Below are 15,692 nucleotides of genomic sequence, written 5' to 3'. Positions count from 1 at the left end.
ATGACCCGCCCGATCCGCCTCACCACCGACGCCGCCGCCACCTATCGCACGATCGATGCGGTCGGGCGCACCGCCGCTGCCGATCCGCACCAGCTGGTGGAGCTGATGTACAAGGAGTGCATCGCCGCGCTCCGTTCCGCCGCCTTCGCGACGGAAAAGGGCCAGTTCGCGGTCAAGAGCGAGCGCATCGCCCGCGCCACCGCGATTCTGTTCGCGCTCGAAGGGGGCCTGGATTTCGAACGCGGCGGCGAGGTATCGCGGACGCTCGCGACGCTCTATCACGGGTTGCGCAACCAGATCGTCCACGCCAGCATCGGTAGCGACCCCGCGCCATTCCGCGCGGTCGCCGATGATCTGGCCGACATTGCCGGGGCATGGAGCGCCGCGCGGGCGGCATGAGCGAAGCGCGCCGGGTCGCGCCTAGTCGAACCAGCGTCCCAGCATTTCGGTAATATCGGTCGCCTGGGCAGGACCGACCGAAGGTGCGCGCGGCGAAAATTGCGGCGCAACCGGTCCGGCATTCGGTCCGGCGGCGAGGGGACGGCGCGCGAGCGCATGCGGATGGCGGCCTGCTTCGGCAAGGCTCAGCACCGGGGTGACGCAGGCTGCACCGTCAGGAAAGCGGGCGACCCATTCGTCCCGCGTGCGGCTGGCGAAGCGGCGCGAGAATTCGCGCCCCATCTGCGGCCAGGTCGCCCGGTCGAACTGGGGAATCCGCGATGCTTCGAGGCCGAGCACCGCGCACAACTCGGCAAAGGCCGAAGGATCGATCGCGCCCACCGCGACATGCCGGTCGTCCGCGCACCGATAACAGCGGTAGAAAGGCGCGCCCCCGTCGACCAGATTGGCTTCGCGGCGGTCGAGCCAGCGGCCGGATGCGAACAGGCTCTGCGTCAGCGCCATCAGGGTCCCGACCCCATCCATCGCCGCGGCATCGACCACGCGTCCGGCACCGGTCGCCTGAGCGCCGAGGATCGCGCTGACCATGCCGAACGCGAGGAACAGTCCGCACCCGGCATGGTCCCCCAGCAGCGTCAGCGGCACCGCCGGCTGATCGTCGGTGCCGATCGCATGCAACGCGCCGGTCAGTGCCAGAACGTTGATATCGCTGCCGGGACGCTCGGCCAACGGCCCGGTCTGACCCCACATGCTTGCGCGGCCATAGACGAGGCGCGGATTGCGCGCGCGGCACGCATCCGGGCCAAGGCCCAGCGCCGTGCTGGAGGGCGTTGGCATGCCGTCGATCACCCCGTCGGCACGGTCGATCAGCGTGCGCAGATCGGTGAGCGAGGCCGGGTGCCGGAAATCGAGCACAAGCTCGCGCCGCCCCCGATAGAGCGCCGGCACGATCGCGCTGGCGCTGGTGCCGGGCTGGACGACGCGGACCACATCGGCCCCAAGGTCGGCAAGCAGCATCGCGGCGAATGGCACCGGCCCGATCGCATCGATCTCGACGATTCGCACGCCCGCCAGCGGTCCTGCTTCCTGCACCCCGTCCCTCCCGTTGCCCATCGCGCGCGATGGGGTGGCCCATTGGTCCAGTTTCGGCTAGCTCGGCGCCATGAGCAAGCCGCACATCGTCGCCCTTGGCGGGACATCGCGTCCGGAATCGGCCACGGGCCGCGCCCTTGCGCGCTGCCTCGCTTTGGCCGAAGCCGCGGGCGCGCGCACCACGTTGCTGACCGGCGATGCGATCAATTTTCCGCCTTATGAGCTGTGCGACCCGGAGCCGCAGGGCGCAATTGCCACATTCGTCGCAACGCTGCGCGATGCCGACGGGCTGATCGTCGGATCGCCCGGCTATCACGGTTCGCTGTCGGGGATGGTCAAGAACGCGCTCGACCATGTCGAGCTGCTGCGCCGCGACGACCGGGTCTATTTCGACCGGATGCCGGTCGGCCTGGTCGCGACGGCCGGTGGCGCGCAGGCGGCCGTCTCGACGCTGGGGGCATTGCGCACCGTGGTGCATGCGCTGCGCGGCTGGCCGACGCCGCTCGGGGTCGCGATCAACATGGGTGGCGGCGGCGATCCGCTGGCTGAAGCGGACGCCCAGCTACAGTTGATGGTCGACCAGCTGATCTGGTTCCTCAAGCGCTGACTCCCACGCCACGGTGCGGCCGGGCGGATCGTTGTTAACGGGATCGTGACGCAGCCGTTCTAGCTTGAGCGCATGGCCAGCCCGTCGTCCCCTTGTCCGCACGAATCGCCGCGGCGCGGCATGCGCACGATCCTGATTGTCGATGACAGCCGGACCAATCTGCATGTGCTCGGCGCGCGGCTGGGACCGATGGGCTACATGGTGGTGCTGGCGGAGAGCGGCCGCGAGGCGCTGGACCTGATTGCCGGACGCGGCTTCGACCTTGTGCTGCTCGACATGGTGATGCCGGGGCTGAGCGGGCTGGACGTCCTTGCGGCGTTGCGCGCCGCGCCCGATACGGCCGACCTGCCGGTGATCATGGTCACCGCGCGCGCCGACCGCCGTGGCGCAGTCGAATCGCTCAATGCCGGCGCCGACGATCATGTGTCGAAACCCTATGACCTCGACGAGCTCCACGCGCGGATCGAACGGACGCTGGAACGGTCCGGACGGCTACGCGAACTCAAGCGCACCGTCGCCGCGCTCGATGCGCGCGTCGCGGCCCGCGCCATCGAACTGGGCGAACTGCGGAGCGAGCTGGCGCTGGCGCATGCCGATCAGGCCCGGATGCAGGTGACGCCAAGCGGTTTTAGACCATCTGCGGTCCCGCTCACTGGAACCAGCGTCTTCTGACGAAGTAGAGGGCGACCCCGGCCGCAACCGTCAGGCTGAAACCGGTGATCGCCCAGAATGAACCTGGATGATGGGCATAGGGAATGCCATCGACATTCATCCCGAACAGCCCGGTAATGAAGGTGAGTGGCAGGAAGATCATCGCCACCACCGCGATCAGCAGCGAACGCTGGTCAATCACCTCGGCGCGCAGATCAGTCAGCGCTTCGTGAATCAGCGCCGACCGTTCGCGAATACTTTCCAGCTCCTCCGCCATCCGCGCGGCACGGTCGGCTGCCGCGCTGATATGCAGCCGGTCATCATCGCTCAGCCAGCTTACCGGCAGCCCCGCAAGCTTCTCCAGAGCTGCGCGCTGGGGATAGAGAAACCGGCGATAGCCGATCGCTTCGCGCCGCACGCGGCTCACATTGCGGCGCAGGTCGAACGCCGCGCGCGGTTCGAGCCGCTCCTCGCAATCGTCAAGCGAATCGCCAAGTTGCGCGACATGCGGGTCGAGCTGTTCGGTAATCGCAGTCGCCAGCGTGGCGATCAGATCGCCCGCATCGCGAATCGCACCCGTAGCCATCGCCGCCCGCGCCGCATCGAGCGCGTCGAGTGGCAGACGCGTGACCGAGATCACCCGCCGTCCATCTGCGCGTAGGCGGATCGAGGCGAGCGGATCGCTGCTGCCCATCTGCGCCTGCGTCATACCGCGCAGGTTGAGCAGCGCCGCGCCATCGACCTGCTCACAGCGCGGGCGCGTCTCCAGCGCGGTCAGCGCATCGATGGTGAAATGGTCGAGCGCTGCGTGATCGCGCAACCACGCCTGCACCTCCGCATCGCGCGAGCTGAGATGAATCCACACAAACTCCGCAGTAGCCCCCAGCGCATCACGCGGCGCAATCTCCTCCACGGCCTGCGCCGTGACCCGGTAGGCGAACCCGTTCATCATGCGGTCGATACATCGACGGTCAGGCCCGGCAAGCCCGGTGGCGGGGCGTCGCACGCGATCCGGTCGGCATCCGCACGCGCGCGGTCGAGGATTGCCGCCGGCACGTCGGCGCGATGCGTCACGCGATCGGCCTGCGCCAGCCAGCGCGCCTGCCGCAGCGTGAGATCGTCGGGGTCGGAAGAGGTCAGTATGATTCGCTCGATCCGGTCGCCGGGCACCTCCGACCCGGCGATCCAGCGCGCGACCGCCTCGCCATCCTGCGCCTGCAACGGATCGAGCGGCCCGCTCAATCCAGCGCCGAGCGCGCGCCGCCGCTCGCCGCCATCGGGCCAGCGTGCGCGCATCGCCCCGCGCGCCGCCGCCAGCGCATCGGCCAGTGCGCCAAGGCTTGCCGGGACCAGCGGCTCGATCCGCTGGCGCAGCGCTGCCGCAAGTCCCGCCGACGCCCCGCCGGTCCCGATCGCAATCGTCACCGGATCGCGCTCCACGATCGCGGGCAGGGTGAAGTCACACAGATCGGGTCGGTCGGCGACATTGACCAGCAGCCCGCGCGCCTTGAGCCGCGCCACCACCGGCTCGGGATCCGCGCATGCGACCAGCGCGATGTGCGCGGGCGCATCCTCGCCGACGATCACTGCCCCTGCGCGTTCGAGCAAGCGGCGCTTGGCCTCTGCCATTGCGCCGTCGCCCACCAGAATCGCCGGCCGCCCGTCCAGCCGCACGAAGACGGGCAGGCCGGACCGTTTCACCGCACCCACTCGGGGACGCGTTCGGCCCCCATGATCGTTTCGGGCTGGATGCGATCGGCGACCACGGCGAACTTGTCGCCCGACACCAGCACCTCGGGCACCAGCGCGCGGCTGTTATAGGTCGACGCCATCGTCGCACCATAGGCACCGGCAGTGCGGAACACGCCCAGGTCGCCCGACTTCACCAGATCGATCTCACGCCCCATCGCGAAGGTATCGCCGGTCTCGCACACGGGCCCCGCGATGTTCGCGACGAACTTCTCGCCATTGGGCTCGACCGCCTCGAACGCGTGATAGGCGTCATAGAGGGCAGGGCGGGCGAGGTCGTTCATCGCCGCATCGACGATGACATAGGGGTTGATGCTCGCCGGCTTGACCCAGATGACTTCGGTGACCAGCACGCCCGCATTGCCGCAGATGAAGCGGCCGGGCTCGAACATCAGCGTCACGTCCCAATCGGCGGTGACGCGCTTGACCATCGCGCCGAATTCCTCGGCCGAGGAGACCTTGTCATCGGGCTCATAGGGGACGCCGAGTCCGCCGCCGAGATCGACATGGGTGATGGTGTGCCCGGCAGCGCGTAACTGCGCGACCAGTTCACCGACGCGCTTGTACGCGGCCTCCAGCGGGGCGAGCGTCTTGAGCTGGCTGCCGATATGAATTGCCACGCCGCGCAGGTTCATGCCCGGACGCTTGGCCAGCCGGTCGAAGATCGCCGGCGCGCGGTCGATCGCGACGCCGAACTTGTTCTCCGCCTTGCCGGTCGAAATCTTGGCATGCGTGCCCGCATCGACATCGGGATTGACGCGCAGCACCGCCGGCGCGGTCTTGCCCTGTGCGTGCGCCAGGTCGGCGAGCACTTCGCCCTCTTCTTCCAGCTCCAGGTTGAACTGGCCGATCCCTTCGTCCAGCCCCAGCTGCAGCTCGGCGCGGGTCTTGCCGACGCCCGAAAACACGATGTCCTCGGGCTTCATCCCGGCCGCCAGCGCGCGCTTCAGCTCCCCGCCGGACACCACGTCCGCGCCATAGCCCTGCCTGGCGAGTACGCCGAGCACAGCAAGGTTCGGATTGGCCTTGATCGCGAACGCGATGTGCACGCGCGGGAGATCGGCGAGCGCCGCCTTCAGCACCTGTGCATGCCGCTCCAGCGTCGCGGTCGAATAGACGTAAAAGGGCGTGCCCACCTGCGCCGCGATGGCGGGAATGGCGACGTCCTCGGCGTGCAGCACGCCGTTCTTGCGAGTGAAATGGTCCATGATGATCTTCTTACTGCGGCGGCAGGTCGAACTCGTCGCTGCGCCGTTCCTCTGAGCTGCGCAGCACTTCGTCGCTGCGCGTCGGTCGCGTCTGGGGCGGCGCCTTCGTCAGGTCTGCCGGTGCCGGCGTGGCCACCGCCCCATAGGGTTTGGGGGGCAGCGTCTCCCCGGCGGCCGGTTTCAGGTCGCCCCGATTGCCGCATGCGGCCAGCAGAAGCGCCGTGAAGACCACCAGGGTTCGCATATTCACTCTCCTCGTGCGGCGCGCGCCGCCGCAATCGCCGCACGTACCCGCGCCGGGGCCGTGCCGCCAAAACTCATCCGGCTCGCGACCGAAGCATCGACCGTCAATACGTCAAACACGCGCGCATCGATACGCTCGTCGATCGCCTGCAGTTCCGCCAACGCCAGCTGGTCGAGCCGCACGCCCTTGGCCTCCGCCGCCGCGACCGCGCGGCCGGTGATGTGGTGCGCCTCACGGAACGGAATGCCGCCCTCACGCACCAGCCAGTCGGCCAGGTCGGTCGCGGTGGCAAAGCCGCTTTCGGCGAGGCCGCGCATCCGGTCGGTGCGGAATGCCGCGCTCTCGACCATCCCGGTCATCGCCGCGATCGACAGCGCGAGCAGGTCGTGTGCCTCAAACACCGGCGGCTTGTCGTCCTGCATGTCCTTGGAATAGGCGAGCGGCAGGCCCTTCATCGTGATCATCAGCGCGGTCAGGCACCCGACGATCCGCCCGCTATGCCCGCGCACCAGCTCGGCGGCATCGGGATTGCGCTTCTGCGGCATGATCGAGCTGCCGGTCGACCATTGGTCGGACAGCTTGACGAAGCCGAACGGCTGGCTTGCCCAGATCACGAACTCTTCGGCAAGGCGGCTGAGGTGCAGCGAGCATTGCGCCGCCGCCATCAGATAATCGAGCGCGAAGTCGCGATCGCTGACAGCATCGAGCGAATTGCGCGTCGGCCCGTCAAAGCCCAGCGCCGCCGCAGTCATCTCGCGGTCCAGCGGAAACCCAGTGCCCGCCAGCGCCGCCGATCCGAGCGGGCACAGATTGCCGCGCGCGCGATTGTCGCTGAAGCGGCTGATGTCGCGCGCGATCATCTCGAAATAGGCCATCAGATGATGCCCCAGCGTCACCGGCTGCGCACTCTGAAGGTGCGTGAAGCCCGGCATCACGCTGGCGGCATGCTCCTGCGCCCGCGTCAGCAGCGCGCCCTGTAACGCGTCGAGCGCAGCGAGCACCTGATCGGTCGCGTCGCGCACCCACAGGCGGAAATCGGTCGCGACCTGATCGTTGCGGCTGCGCGCGGTGTGCAAGCGCCCGGCAACCGGCCCGATCTTCTCGGCCAGCCGCGATTCGGTGAGCATATGAATGTCTTCGAGCGCCAGATCCTCCGGCACCCCGTCGCGTTCGTAATCGGCGGCAACCGCATCCAGCCCGGCCGAGATCGTCGCGGCGTCCTCTGCCGACACGATGCCTTGCTGCCCCAGCATCGCGACATGCGCCTTCGACCCGGCGATATCCTGGCGCCACATTCGCTTGTCGAACGGGATGGATGCGTTAATCTCACGCATCACCGACGACGGGCCTTCGGAAAAGCGCCCGCCCCACATGGAATTGGAGCTACCCTTGCGCTCGACGATCGCGCTTCTCCTCGTAACAGGTCTTGGAATTGCCGGATGCGATAGTGGCAAGCAACCCGAGCCGCAAGCAACCGCAACTGTCGCCGCCGATAGCCCGGCTCCGGGCGACAACACGTCCGACGCGCCCGAACGCGTCGGTACGGTCGACCGCAGCAAGAAGGGCGAAGCGGCGCCCGACTATGGCTTCCTCGATCCGGCCGGCAAGCCGGTGACGCTGGCGGCGTTTCGCGGCAAGCCGTTGCTGGTCAACCTGTGGGCCACCTGGTGCGCGCCGTGCGTTCGCGAAATGCCGACGCTCGACCGACTCGCGGTCCGCGAAGCGGGCAAGCTGCAGGTGCTGGTGATCAGCCAGGATCTCGACGGCGCGGCCAAGGTCACGCCCTTCTTCGAAAAGGGCAAGTTCGCCGCGCTCCAGCCCTATCTCGACCCCGATCTGCGGTTCTCGACGGGCTATGGCGTCAACCTGCCGACGACGATCCTGTACGACGCGCAGGGCAAGGAAGTGTGGCGCGTGTCGGGCGACATGGACTGGGACGGCGAAACCGCGCGGAGCTGGATCGCCGAAGCGAGCTGAACCGGGCCGCGCCCGGTTAGGCCAGCAGCGTGCTGCCCAGCGCCAGGAGCAATTTGACGTCGATCGCCATGCCGCGCGCCCGGCATTCGGCAACAAAAGCCGGGACCTCCGCCAGCTTCACGCGATGGACGGTGATATTCTCGCCGTCCACGCCACCGCCGTCCCCCACGCGCGTCAGGCCGTGCGCGCGGACCAGGGTGAAGCTTTCGCTGACCATGCCGGGCGAGGAGAAGAACTCGCCGAGCGATTCGATCCGTTCGGCGCGGTAGCCGGTTTCCTCCTCCAGCTCGCGCGCGGCGGCGGTCTCGTCCGCCTCGTCGTCGCCATCGTCGCCGATCAATCCCGCCGGCAGCTCAAGGCAATGGCGGCCAAGCGGCACGCGATATTGTTCGACCAGCAGCACATGGCCCTCGTCATCGACCGCGACGATCACCGCCGCGCGGATACCGCGGGCACGCGCGACATACTCCCAGCGGCCCTGACGCCTGGCGGTGATGAACTTGCCCTGCCACACCGTCTCGACCGGCGCGTCGCTGTCGGGAACGCTCACAGTTCGATCAACCGGTCGGGCAGTTCGTTGGCGTCGCCCGCAGTCTTGGGGAAATGCGTCGTCAGCACCGCGCCGATCCGCGTCACCGCACCGGCCATCCCGCCCGCCGGGTCGCCCGCGCGCACCTTGTCGACCAGGGCGACCATCGCCTCGCCCCACACGCCCTCTTCGACCTTCGCCAGGATCGCTTCATCGGCGATGATCTCGGCGCGATGCTCGGCCAGGCTGACATAGAGCAGCACGCCGACGCGCTCGGCGGTGCGCTTCTCCGCGCTCGCCTTGAAGAACTGCACCGCGCGCCGCCGCACCCGCCGCCCGCGCACCGCGCCGGGGATCAGCACGCCGCGCCCGGGCAGTGCTTCGAACCCGAAACGCACGGCGAGGAACAGCACCGCCTGAACCACCACCAGCAGGGCGAGCTGCAGATGCCGTTCCGCCTCGCCCCAGCCCCCGGTGAACAGCGCCAGCTTGGCGTCGAGCAGATCGGGGAAAAAGGCGAACAGCCCCAAAGCCGCCAGCATCGCCGCCCCGGCATAATAAAGCGAAACGTCGTGATAATGATCCGACCAGTCGGTCACGATCGTCACGATCTCGCCATCGGTGCCGCGCTCGGCCGCTGCCACCGCAGCGGTGACGCGGGCATGTTCTTCAGCCGTGAACCGTCGTGCCATCACCATCCCCCCGATGCGCCGCCGCCGCCGAACCCGCCGCCGCCGCCGGAGAAGCCTCCGCCGCCGCCAAAGCCGCCGCCTCCACCCCAGGAACCGCCGCCGCCCCAGGACGATCCGCCGCCGTCGCCCCAGCCGGGGCCCCAGATCACCACCGGCGCCCGACCGCGGCGATATTTCTTGCCGCGCGCCGCACCGATCACGATCGGCAGCACGACCATCAGCAGGATCACGATCCAGAAGATCACGACGAACGCGCTCGCCCCGCCCTTCTTGCGCGCCTTGCCACTGTCGATCAGCTGCTTGGCGCGCGCTTCGGCGGCTTCGAGCGGGAGTTTGAGCTGTTCGTTGATCGCACTCGCACCGGCCATGATCCCGCCGGGCATGTCCTTGTCCTTGAAGCGCGGAATGATCGTGTCGCGGATGATCATCCCCGACAGCGCGTCGGTCATGATCGGTTCGAGACCATAGCCGACCTCGATCCGCACCTTGCGCTCGTTCGGCGCGACCAGCAGGATGATGCCATTGTCGGCATCCTTCTGCCCGATCTGCCATTCGCGGCCGAGCTTGTAGCCGAAATCCTCGATCGGATAGCCCTGCAAGTCCGGGACGGTGGCAACCACCAGCTGTCGCCCGGTCGCCTTCTCGGTCGCCTCCGACATCGCGGTCAGCTCGGCCTCCTGTGCCGGACTGAGCAAATCGGCGCTATCGACCACCCGCCCGGTCAGCTTGGGGAAGGTCTGCGCCGACGCCGCCTGCCCCGCAAATGCGGCCAGCAGCAGCGCCAGAACCAGATGCACGAACCTCATGGCGTTGCTCCCAAATCGTCGATTTCGCGGATGATCGCCGCGCTCCCACGAAAAATTCCGGCTGCCAGTTCGCGCTGCCTGAAGTTGGGCAGAATTTGCTGGTCGATGATGGCCTTAGCCTCGCTGTTGGTCAGAGTCCGTTCGAGCCCGTAGCCGACTTCGATTCGGACCTTGCGTTCCGTCGGAGCCACGATCAGCAACACCCCGTCATCATGATCCTTGCGACCGATGCCCCAGCAGTTGCCGAGCACCAAGCCCACATCCTCGATCGACCTGCCGTGCAGGGACGGCACGGTGACAACGACGAATTGATGGCGCGTCAGCCGCTCGGTGTCCGCTAGCGCTACGCTCAACTTTTCCAGCCGAGCGGGAGTCAACAGCCCTGCGTTATCGACTACCCGGCCCGTGAGCGGCGGCAGCGGAAACGGGTCGGCCGATGGACAGGACGGGGCTTCACTGCATCCCGCCAGCGCAAGCCCCGTCAGTGCGACCAACCCGTGTTTCATTCCGGCCGCTCCCGGCGCGATCAGTTCCCGTTCCCGAAATCCACCTTGGGCGCGGTGTCGGCACCCGGCGTGGTCGCCTGGAACGGGGCCATCGGCTTGGCGCCGTAGAAGATCTTGGCACCGATCGCGTCGGGGAAGGTGCGGATGGTGGTGTTATAGCTCTGCACCGCCTCGTTATAATCGCGGCGCGCGATGCCGATGCGATTCTCGGTCCCTTCCAGCTGGGTCATCAGCGTGGCGTAATTGGCCTGACTGCGCAGTTCCGGATAGGCCTCCTGCAGCCGCTGGAGCGACAGGGTCACCCCGGCCTGCACGCGGTCATAGGCGGCGAGCTTGGCGGGATCGGTCAGGTCGGCATCGCTCACGCGCACCTGCGTCGCGGCGGCGCGCGCCTGCGTCACCTCGACCAGAACCGCCTTTTCCTGAGCGCCGGCAGCCTTCACCGTTTGCACCAGATTGGGGATCAGGTCGGCGCGGCGCTGATACTGATTCTGCACCTCGGCCCATTTCGCCTTCGCATTTTCCTCGGCGGTCGGAACGCTGTTCAGCCCGCAGGCGGACAGCATGGCCGCTGCAACCAGCGCGGCAACCAGACGAAGCTTCATCGCGATGAATCCCTCATAGTGTGTCGCATCGATACGACACCGCAAATCTAGGGACCCCATCCCCCCGGCGCAATGAAAACCGGATATTTGCCCGGCGTCCGCGCGTTCGGTAGCGTTGATCGGCAATCATAAGGGGGAGCTCATGCTCAAGGAATTCCGGACCTTCATCGCGCGCGGCAACGTCCTCGACCTCGCTGTCGGCGTCATCATCGGCGCGGCGTTCGGGACAATCACCAAATCGCTGACCGACGACATCATCATGCCGGTGGTCGGCTGGATCTTTGGCGGATTCGACTTCTCGAGTTACTTCATCCGGCTGGGCGAGATTCCTGCATCCTATACCGGGTCGCCGTCCAACTATGCCGCGCTCAAGGAAGCGGGCGTGCCGCTGTTCGGCTTCGGACAGTTCATCACCGTCACGATCAACTTCCTGATTCTCGCCTTCATCGTCTTCCTGCTGGTGCGCACGGTCAACAAGGTCCTTGCGGCTGCCGAGCGCGAAAAGGCCGCCGGCACGGCCGAGCCCGCCGCCGACCCGGCCGATGTCGTGCTGCTGCGCGAGATTCGCGACGAGCTGAAAAAGCGCAACGACGCCGCGTGAGCGCCCGCGCGTTCAGGTCCGCGGGTCGGGCTCGGCCAGCATCGCAACGAGCGTGCGGACCTGATCGCGCAGCGCGTCGATCCCCTCGGGGGTCCGTCCGCGCGCGATCGTGTGCGGGACATGCAGTGCATCGGCACGCAAGGCGCGGCCGCAGGGGGTGAGGTCGATCACGACCCGACGCTCATCCTCCGGATCCCGGGCACGCGACACGAACCCGGCCGCTTCCATCCGCTTGAGCAGCGGGGTCAGCGTGCCGCTGTCGAGATGGAGGCGCGCGCCCAGCGCACCCACGGTCTGCGGCGCCTGCTCCCACAGCACCAGCATCACCAGATATTGCGGATAGGTGAGCCCGAGCGGCCGCAACACCGGCCCGTAAAGCCGGTTGAGCAAATTGGTGGCGGCATAGAGCGGGAAGCACAGCTGCCGGTCGAGCAGCAGCGGATCGTCCGCAGCCTCCGGTGCCGCCACCGCGCCGGTCATCGCACCGCCACCGTCAGCTTGACATCGACATTGCCGCGAACCGCGTTGGAATAGGGGCAAACCGCGTGCGCCGCCTGAACGATCGCCTCCGCCTTGTCCTGATCGATCCCGGCAATCACCACATCCAGCTCCACCGCGAGCGCAAATCCGTTCTGCCCATTTTTCAGCAGGCCGACGCTGCACGCAACCGTGATGTCCGAATCGCGCACCTTGTCGGCCTGGCCGCGCGTGACATGGATCACCGCATTTTCGAAACAGGCGGCATAGCCCGCCGCGAACAGCTGTTCCGGGTTGGTCGCGCCGCCGCGTCCGCCGAGTTCGCGCGGCATCGCGAGCGCCAGGTCGAGCAGGCCGTCATCACTGCGGATCGTGCCGTTGCGTCCGCCGATTGCGGTCACGCGGGTGGTGTAGAGATGGTTCATCGTCAGTCCTCCAGTGTCAGGACCGCCAATATTGGATTTGAGCAATTCAATTGCAAGCAATCTAAGTTGCCATAGCCATAGCCATTGTCGGCCACGGTCGCCGGCGCAGCGCTCAGGCTGCGGCGAGATCCTCGGCGGTGGCGTCGGCGAGACTGGTGCCGTCCAGGATGCGTGCCGTCTCATCGCGTACGCGCGCCATGGCGTGACGGATGGCGCAGGATGCCTCGTCCCTGCAATCGAGGCACGGGCGATACGCGGTGCGGCTGACGCACGGGACCAAGGCCAGCGGCCCTTCGATCACCCGGATGATCTCACCCAACGAAATCAGATGGTTGGCACGCGCGAGGCGATAGCCGCCCATCTTGCCGCGCGTCGACAGGATGAACCCGGCTTCGCGCAGATCCGCAAGGATCAGTTCGAGGAACTTGCGCGGCACATTCGCCTCCGCCGCAATGCGGGTCATCGGCACCGGCGCGCCATCGCGTGGCTGTTTGGCCAGAAACAGCATCGCGCGCAGGGCGTAGCGGGAACGCTGGGTGAGCATCGTCAAGCCTTTGCGCCCAGTTTGTGGCGATGGGAAGGCCTAATCCCACCAGTTTCATTTGAATTGCCCAGGGCCCGGTAAGGACGATCCGCGATCGCGCCCTTTTCAACCCGGTCTGTGCAGCCTATATCGATCAGGCCGGGTTCGCCCGGCTATGACGATAAATTGTGGCGTGCAATAGACGCAGCGGACCCGGGGGCAGTACCCGGCGGCTCCACCATAAGGTGGTGTACTTGGACACCGTTTCTGACGGGGCCGAACCAGGATCGACGTGTGTTGAAAAGCGCTGTTTTCGTTCGGAATGGGACCACCGCGACGGCCCATACTCACAAGTGCCAACGATAACGAAGCACTCGCTATTGCGGCCTAACCCCAAGTCCTAACGGACTAAGGTTAGACTAAAATGCGCGGTTGGACCGCACCGGGCAACAGAAGCGGAATCCAGCGGTACGGGGAGCACCGGGCAACAGAAGCTCCCCACTTCACTCGCCTTTTGCCAGACGCTCTTCCTCGACGCTGAACGCGCTGCGTCCCTTGCTGACGGCCGGTGTGGCGGTGGCGAAAAACGCAACGCCGGCCCCCGCCGCACGATCGATCCACAGCCCCGAACGCAGGCCATATGCCTCGCCAGCATGACCGACACGCACCCGGCCATCGCCGAACAGGTCATCGTCGCACCCGGTTTGCCCGGTCGGCAGCGTCGTCACCGCCAGCCCATATTGGCAGTAAAAACCGCCGCTCGTATCGCCATTCGCGCCATCGAAGCGCCACGCCACGCGCTCCAGCGCAGCGATCGAAGCGGGTGTGAGGAAACTGCCGTCGTTGCGGATCAGCATCGCGCCGATCACCGCGAGGTCGCGCATCGACGCGCGCAGCCCGCCCTGCGGCGAAAACAACGCGCCATTCTCCCCCAACCGATAGCCGGCGAGATCGCAGCCCTGCTTCGCAATCACCGGACAATCGGGCCGTTTCCCGGCCAGATCGTCCAGCGCCACCTCGCCACTCGCGCGATACAGCACGACATGCCGCGCGATCTTTGCATCGGAACAGGTCGACCAGTTGAAGCAGGCGTCGAGGCCGAGCGGCGCAAATACATGCTGTTGCATCAGCCGGTCGAAGCGCGCGCCGCCCGCTTTCTCCATCACGCTCGCGATCACGGGAAACGCCACGTTGGAATAGCGGAAATGACGACCCGGCGCGTGCTGCGCATCCCACAGCGCTGGCCGCGCAATCACATCGGCGAGCCGGTCGCCCAGCGGCACGCGATACTCGTCCGGATCGATCAGCCCCGACCGGTGCGACAATAGTTGGCGCAGCGTCACCGGCGCGTCGGGAAAGGTCGGGTTGCGCACCGGCCAGTCCAGATATCGCGCCACATCAGCGTCGAGGTCGAGTTGCCCGGCCTCGACCATTCGCATCACCCCCAGTGCAACCACCAGCTTGGAGATGCTTGCGATCCGCACCGGATCCGCATCGCTGACCACGCGCCCTGTGGCGCGGTCGGCAAGACCGCGTGCCGCACTGGCCGTCACGCCCCGCGCATTAAACGCCACCCGCACCTCCGCTGCCAGCGCGGTCGGGGGCTGGGCCGGCGCCCCGCGCGCCGTCAGATCCTGCGCCGCGGCGTCGCTCACTCCGGCGATCAGCGCCGCTGCCAGCATACCGATCCACACCCTGTTGCTCATGGCTTCGCTCCCTGCTGGCTTCGCAGCACGCGCTCGAAACAGGCGCGTATCTGGTCGGGATCATGCGCACGCTCCAGCTTGCGCAGCCGGAAATGGACATGCGCCATGGTCTGGTAATAGCGGGTGAACAGCGGGTTGATCGTCGCGCCAGCCGCTGCACCGACCACCGGCGCCGCCTGGGCCAGCAGCTTTTGCGAAACGACGATGCCGAACCGCTGAACGATCAGGCGGAACGCCTCCGACGCAGCGACCGACGCGATCAGTTCGGGGGTGAGCAATCGCGCCATGCCGACGCGGACCGCCCACAGGCCGCTGTCGATCTGGTCATCGCCCATGGATGGCCCGCCCATGCCGAACACCGTCAGGCAATCGATGCGCACCGCCGGATCGGCCGGATCGAAGCCATGCTCCTCGGCAATCTGTTGCAGCGAGCGCAGGATCAGCGTGGTCGTGACCGGCAGGTCGGCGAGCGTTCCGGGGACCCCGAAAAAGCCACCGATCCCACCGGAGAGCATCGCACCGGCGCGATGGCCACGCTCGCCGCGCAGCCGCCGCAACCGGCGGTTCCACCAGCCCGTGTCCGTGGGTGACCCCTGCGACGTGCGGGCGAGGCCGTACGCGCGCTGCATCGCCCAGCTGGCCGCCGCATCGATCCCGGCGCTGAGCGCGCCCGGGAACCGATCGACAACCGCCTGCGCCGCGCGCCCCGCGCCCGCGACAAGGCGCATGAACTGCCCGCCGGCGGTACGATATTGCGCGGCGATGCCCGCAAGCTCGGTCAGGTCCGCAGCGGAAAAGCCGCTACAGGCATTGCCGAGCTCCGCCGCATCGGGCGCCGCGATCACGTCCGCGCCCCTGGGGGGTGCGTGGGGACCGGTGTCCCGACCGCCACGCG

At 67.4% G+C, this 15,692-nt stretch carries 21 protein-coding genes and 1 other RNA gene; 6 read left to right on the top strand and 16 right to left on the bottom strand.

Features of this window, described 5'->3' with window-relative positions; all coding sequences use genetic code 11:
* Positions 1-399, top strand: a complete 399-nt coding sequence (locus J2Y54_RS10045; protein WP_310039243.1) for a flagellar protein FliS — start codon at positions 1-3, stop codon at positions 397-399.
* Positions 400-420: 21 nt separating this feature from the next.
* Here J2Y54_RS10045 and J2Y54_RS10040 read toward each other — a convergent pair whose 3' ends face one another.
* Positions 421-1,491 (bottom strand): CaiB/BaiF CoA-transferase family protein, encoded by a 1,071-nt coding sequence (locus tag J2Y54_RS10040; RefSeq protein ID WP_310039241.1) that lies wholly within the window; start codon positions 1,489-1,491, stop codon positions 421-423.
* A gap of 70 nt (positions 1,492-1,561) precedes the next feature.
* On the opposite strand from J2Y54_RS10040, the gene J2Y54_RS10035 reads away from it, so the two are divergent.
* Positions 1,562-2,098: an NADPH-dependent FMN reductase gene (locus J2Y54_RS10035; RefSeq protein WP_310039239.1), complete on the top strand. Its 537-nt coding sequence runs from the start codon at positions 1,562-1,564 to the stop codon at positions 2,096-2,098.
* A gap of 120 nt (positions 2,099-2,218) precedes the next feature.
* Positions 2,219-2,770 (top strand): response regulator, encoded by a 552-nt coding sequence (locus J2Y54_RS10030; protein WP_310039237.1) that lies wholly within the window; start codon positions 2,219-2,221, stop codon positions 2,768-2,770.
* On the opposite strand, the gene J2Y54_RS10025 is transcribed toward J2Y54_RS10030, so the two are convergent.
* Genes J2Y54_RS10025 through argH form a run of 5 tightly spaced genes read right to left on the bottom strand, consistent with a single transcriptional unit; the run spans position 2,748 to position 7,323 of the window.
* Entirely contained in the window at positions 2,748-3,698 is a 951-nt protein-coding gene (locus tag J2Y54_RS10025) for a CorA family divalent cation transporter (RefSeq protein WP_310039234.1), read from the bottom strand. The two genes, J2Y54_RS10030 and J2Y54_RS10025, sit on opposite strands and share 23 nt — an antisense overlap.
* On the bottom strand, positions 3,698-4,450 hold the full coding sequence (locus J2Y54_RS10020; RefSeq protein WP_310039232.1) for an NAD(P)-dependent oxidoreductase: 753 nt from the start codon (positions 4,448-4,450) through the stop codon (positions 3,698-3,700). Before J2Y54_RS10020 ends, J2Y54_RS10025 begins: the two co-directional genes overlap by 1 nt.
* Positions 4,447-5,706 (bottom strand): diaminopimelate decarboxylase, encoded by a 1,260-nt coding sequence (gene lysA / locus J2Y54_RS10015; protein ID WP_310039230.1) that lies wholly within the window; start codon positions 5,704-5,706, stop codon positions 4,447-4,449. Before lysA ends, J2Y54_RS10020 begins: the two co-directional genes overlap by 4 nt.
* Before the next feature lie 10 nt (positions 5,707-5,716).
* Entirely contained in the window at positions 5,717-5,950 is a 234-nt protein-coding gene (locus J2Y54_RS10010) for a lipoprotein (RefSeq protein WP_066682582.1), read from the bottom strand.
* Between the two features lie 2 nt (positions 5,951-5,952).
* Positions 5,953-7,323 (bottom strand): argininosuccinate lyase, encoded by a 1,371-nt coding sequence (gene argH / locus J2Y54_RS10005; protein ID WP_310039227.1) that lies wholly within the window; start codon positions 7,321-7,323, stop codon positions 5,953-5,955.
* Between the two features lie 16 nt (positions 7,324-7,339).
* On the opposite strand from argH, the gene J2Y54_RS10000 reads away from it, so the two are divergent.
* Positions 7,340-7,927, top strand: a complete 588-nt coding sequence (locus J2Y54_RS10000; RefSeq protein ID WP_310039224.1) for a TlpA disulfide reductase family protein — start codon at positions 7,340-7,342, stop codon at positions 7,925-7,927.
* Between the two features lie 16 nt (positions 7,928-7,943).
* Here the strand turns inward: J2Y54_RS10000 and J2Y54_RS09995 are convergent, their stop codons facing one another.
* The 5 genes from J2Y54_RS09995 to J2Y54_RS09975 are packed head-to-tail and all read right to left on the bottom strand — an operon-like array spanning position 7,944 to position 11,065.
* Complete coding sequence (locus J2Y54_RS09995) at positions 7,944-8,477, bottom strand: NUDIX hydrolase (RefSeq protein ID WP_310039222.1); 534 nt, start codon at positions 8,475-8,477, stop codon at positions 7,944-7,946.
* On the bottom strand, positions 8,474-9,148 hold the full coding sequence (locus J2Y54_RS09990; RefSeq protein WP_310039220.1) for a hypothetical protein: 675 nt from the start codon (positions 9,146-9,148) through the stop codon (positions 8,474-8,476). The genes J2Y54_RS09995 and J2Y54_RS09990 overlap by 4 nt, the downstream gene beginning before the upstream one ends.
* Positions 9,148-9,954 carry a TPM domain-containing protein gene (locus J2Y54_RS09985; RefSeq protein ID WP_310039217.1) on the bottom strand — a complete coding sequence of 269 codons (807 nt, stop codon included), beginning with the start codon at positions 9,952-9,954 and terminating at the stop codon, positions 9,148-9,150. The genes J2Y54_RS09990 and J2Y54_RS09985 overlap by 1 nt, the downstream gene beginning before the upstream one ends.
* The gene (locus J2Y54_RS09980) at positions 9,951-10,460 is read right to left on the bottom strand and encodes a TPM domain-containing protein (protein WP_310039216.1); all 510 of its coding nucleotides are present in this window, start codon (positions 10,458-10,460) and stop codon (positions 9,951-9,953) included. Before J2Y54_RS09980 ends, J2Y54_RS09985 begins: the two co-directional genes overlap by 4 nt.
* A 20-nt stretch (positions 10,461-10,480) precedes the next feature.
* Positions 10,481-11,065, bottom strand: coding sequence for a LemA family protein (locus J2Y54_RS09975; RefSeq protein WP_310039213.1), 585 nt, complete (start codon positions 11,063-11,065; stop codon positions 10,481-10,483).
* Positions 11,066-11,207: 142 nt separating this feature from the next.
* Between J2Y54_RS09975 and mscL the strand changes: the two genes are divergently transcribed.
* Positions 11,208-11,666 (top strand): large conductance mechanosensitive channel protein MscL, encoded by a 459-nt coding sequence (mscL, locus tag J2Y54_RS09970; protein ID WP_310039210.1) that lies wholly within the window; start codon positions 11,208-11,210, stop codon positions 11,664-11,666.
* Positions 11,667-11,678: 12 nt separating this feature from the next.
* On the opposite strand, the gene J2Y54_RS09965 is transcribed toward mscL, so the two are convergent.
* The 3 genes from J2Y54_RS09965 to J2Y54_RS09955 form a co-directional block, all read right to left on the bottom strand.
* Complete coding sequence (locus J2Y54_RS09965) at positions 11,679-12,146, bottom strand: MarR family transcriptional regulator (RefSeq protein WP_310039207.1); 468 nt, start codon at positions 12,144-12,146, stop codon at positions 11,679-11,681.
* Positions 12,143-12,568: an organic hydroperoxide resistance protein gene (locus J2Y54_RS09960; protein WP_310039204.1), complete on the bottom strand. Its 426-nt coding sequence runs from the start codon at positions 12,566-12,568 to the stop codon at positions 12,143-12,145. The genes J2Y54_RS09965 and J2Y54_RS09960 overlap by 4 nt, the downstream gene beginning before the upstream one ends.
* Positions 12,569-12,680: 112 nt before the next feature.
* Positions 12,681-13,112: an Rrf2 family transcriptional regulator gene (locus tag J2Y54_RS09955; protein ID WP_310039201.1), complete on the bottom strand. Its 432-nt coding sequence runs from the start codon at positions 13,110-13,112 to the stop codon at positions 12,681-12,683.
* Positions 13,113-13,210: 98 nt separating this feature from the next.
* Here J2Y54_RS09955 and ssrA point away from each other — a divergent pair.
* Positions 13,211-13,594, top strand: a transfer-messenger RNA (tmRNA) gene (gene ssrA / locus J2Y54_RS09950).
* Here ssrA and J2Y54_RS09945 read toward each other — a convergent pair.
* Positions 13,595-14,797: a serine hydrolase domain-containing protein gene (locus tag J2Y54_RS09945; RefSeq protein ID WP_310039198.1), complete on the bottom strand. Its 1,203-nt coding sequence runs from the start codon at positions 14,795-14,797 to the stop codon at positions 13,595-13,597. It lies immediately after the preceding tmRNA gene.
* Positions 14,794-15,642: an EcsC family protein gene (locus J2Y54_RS09940; protein ID WP_310039197.1), complete on the bottom strand. Its 849-nt coding sequence runs from the start codon at positions 15,640-15,642 to the stop codon at positions 14,794-14,796. The genes J2Y54_RS09945 and J2Y54_RS09940 overlap by 4 nt, the downstream gene beginning before the upstream one ends.
* Between the last annotated feature and the right edge of the window lie 50 nt (positions 15,643-15,692).

Source organism: Sphingomonas sp. BE123 (genome assembly GCF_031456015.1).
Taxonomy (GTDB): Bacteria; Pseudomonadota; Alphaproteobacteria; order Sphingomonadales; family Sphingomonadaceae; genus Sphingomonas.
Note: the sequence above shows the minus strand (reverse complement) of the source record. Positions and strands in the feature narration are given on the sequence as shown.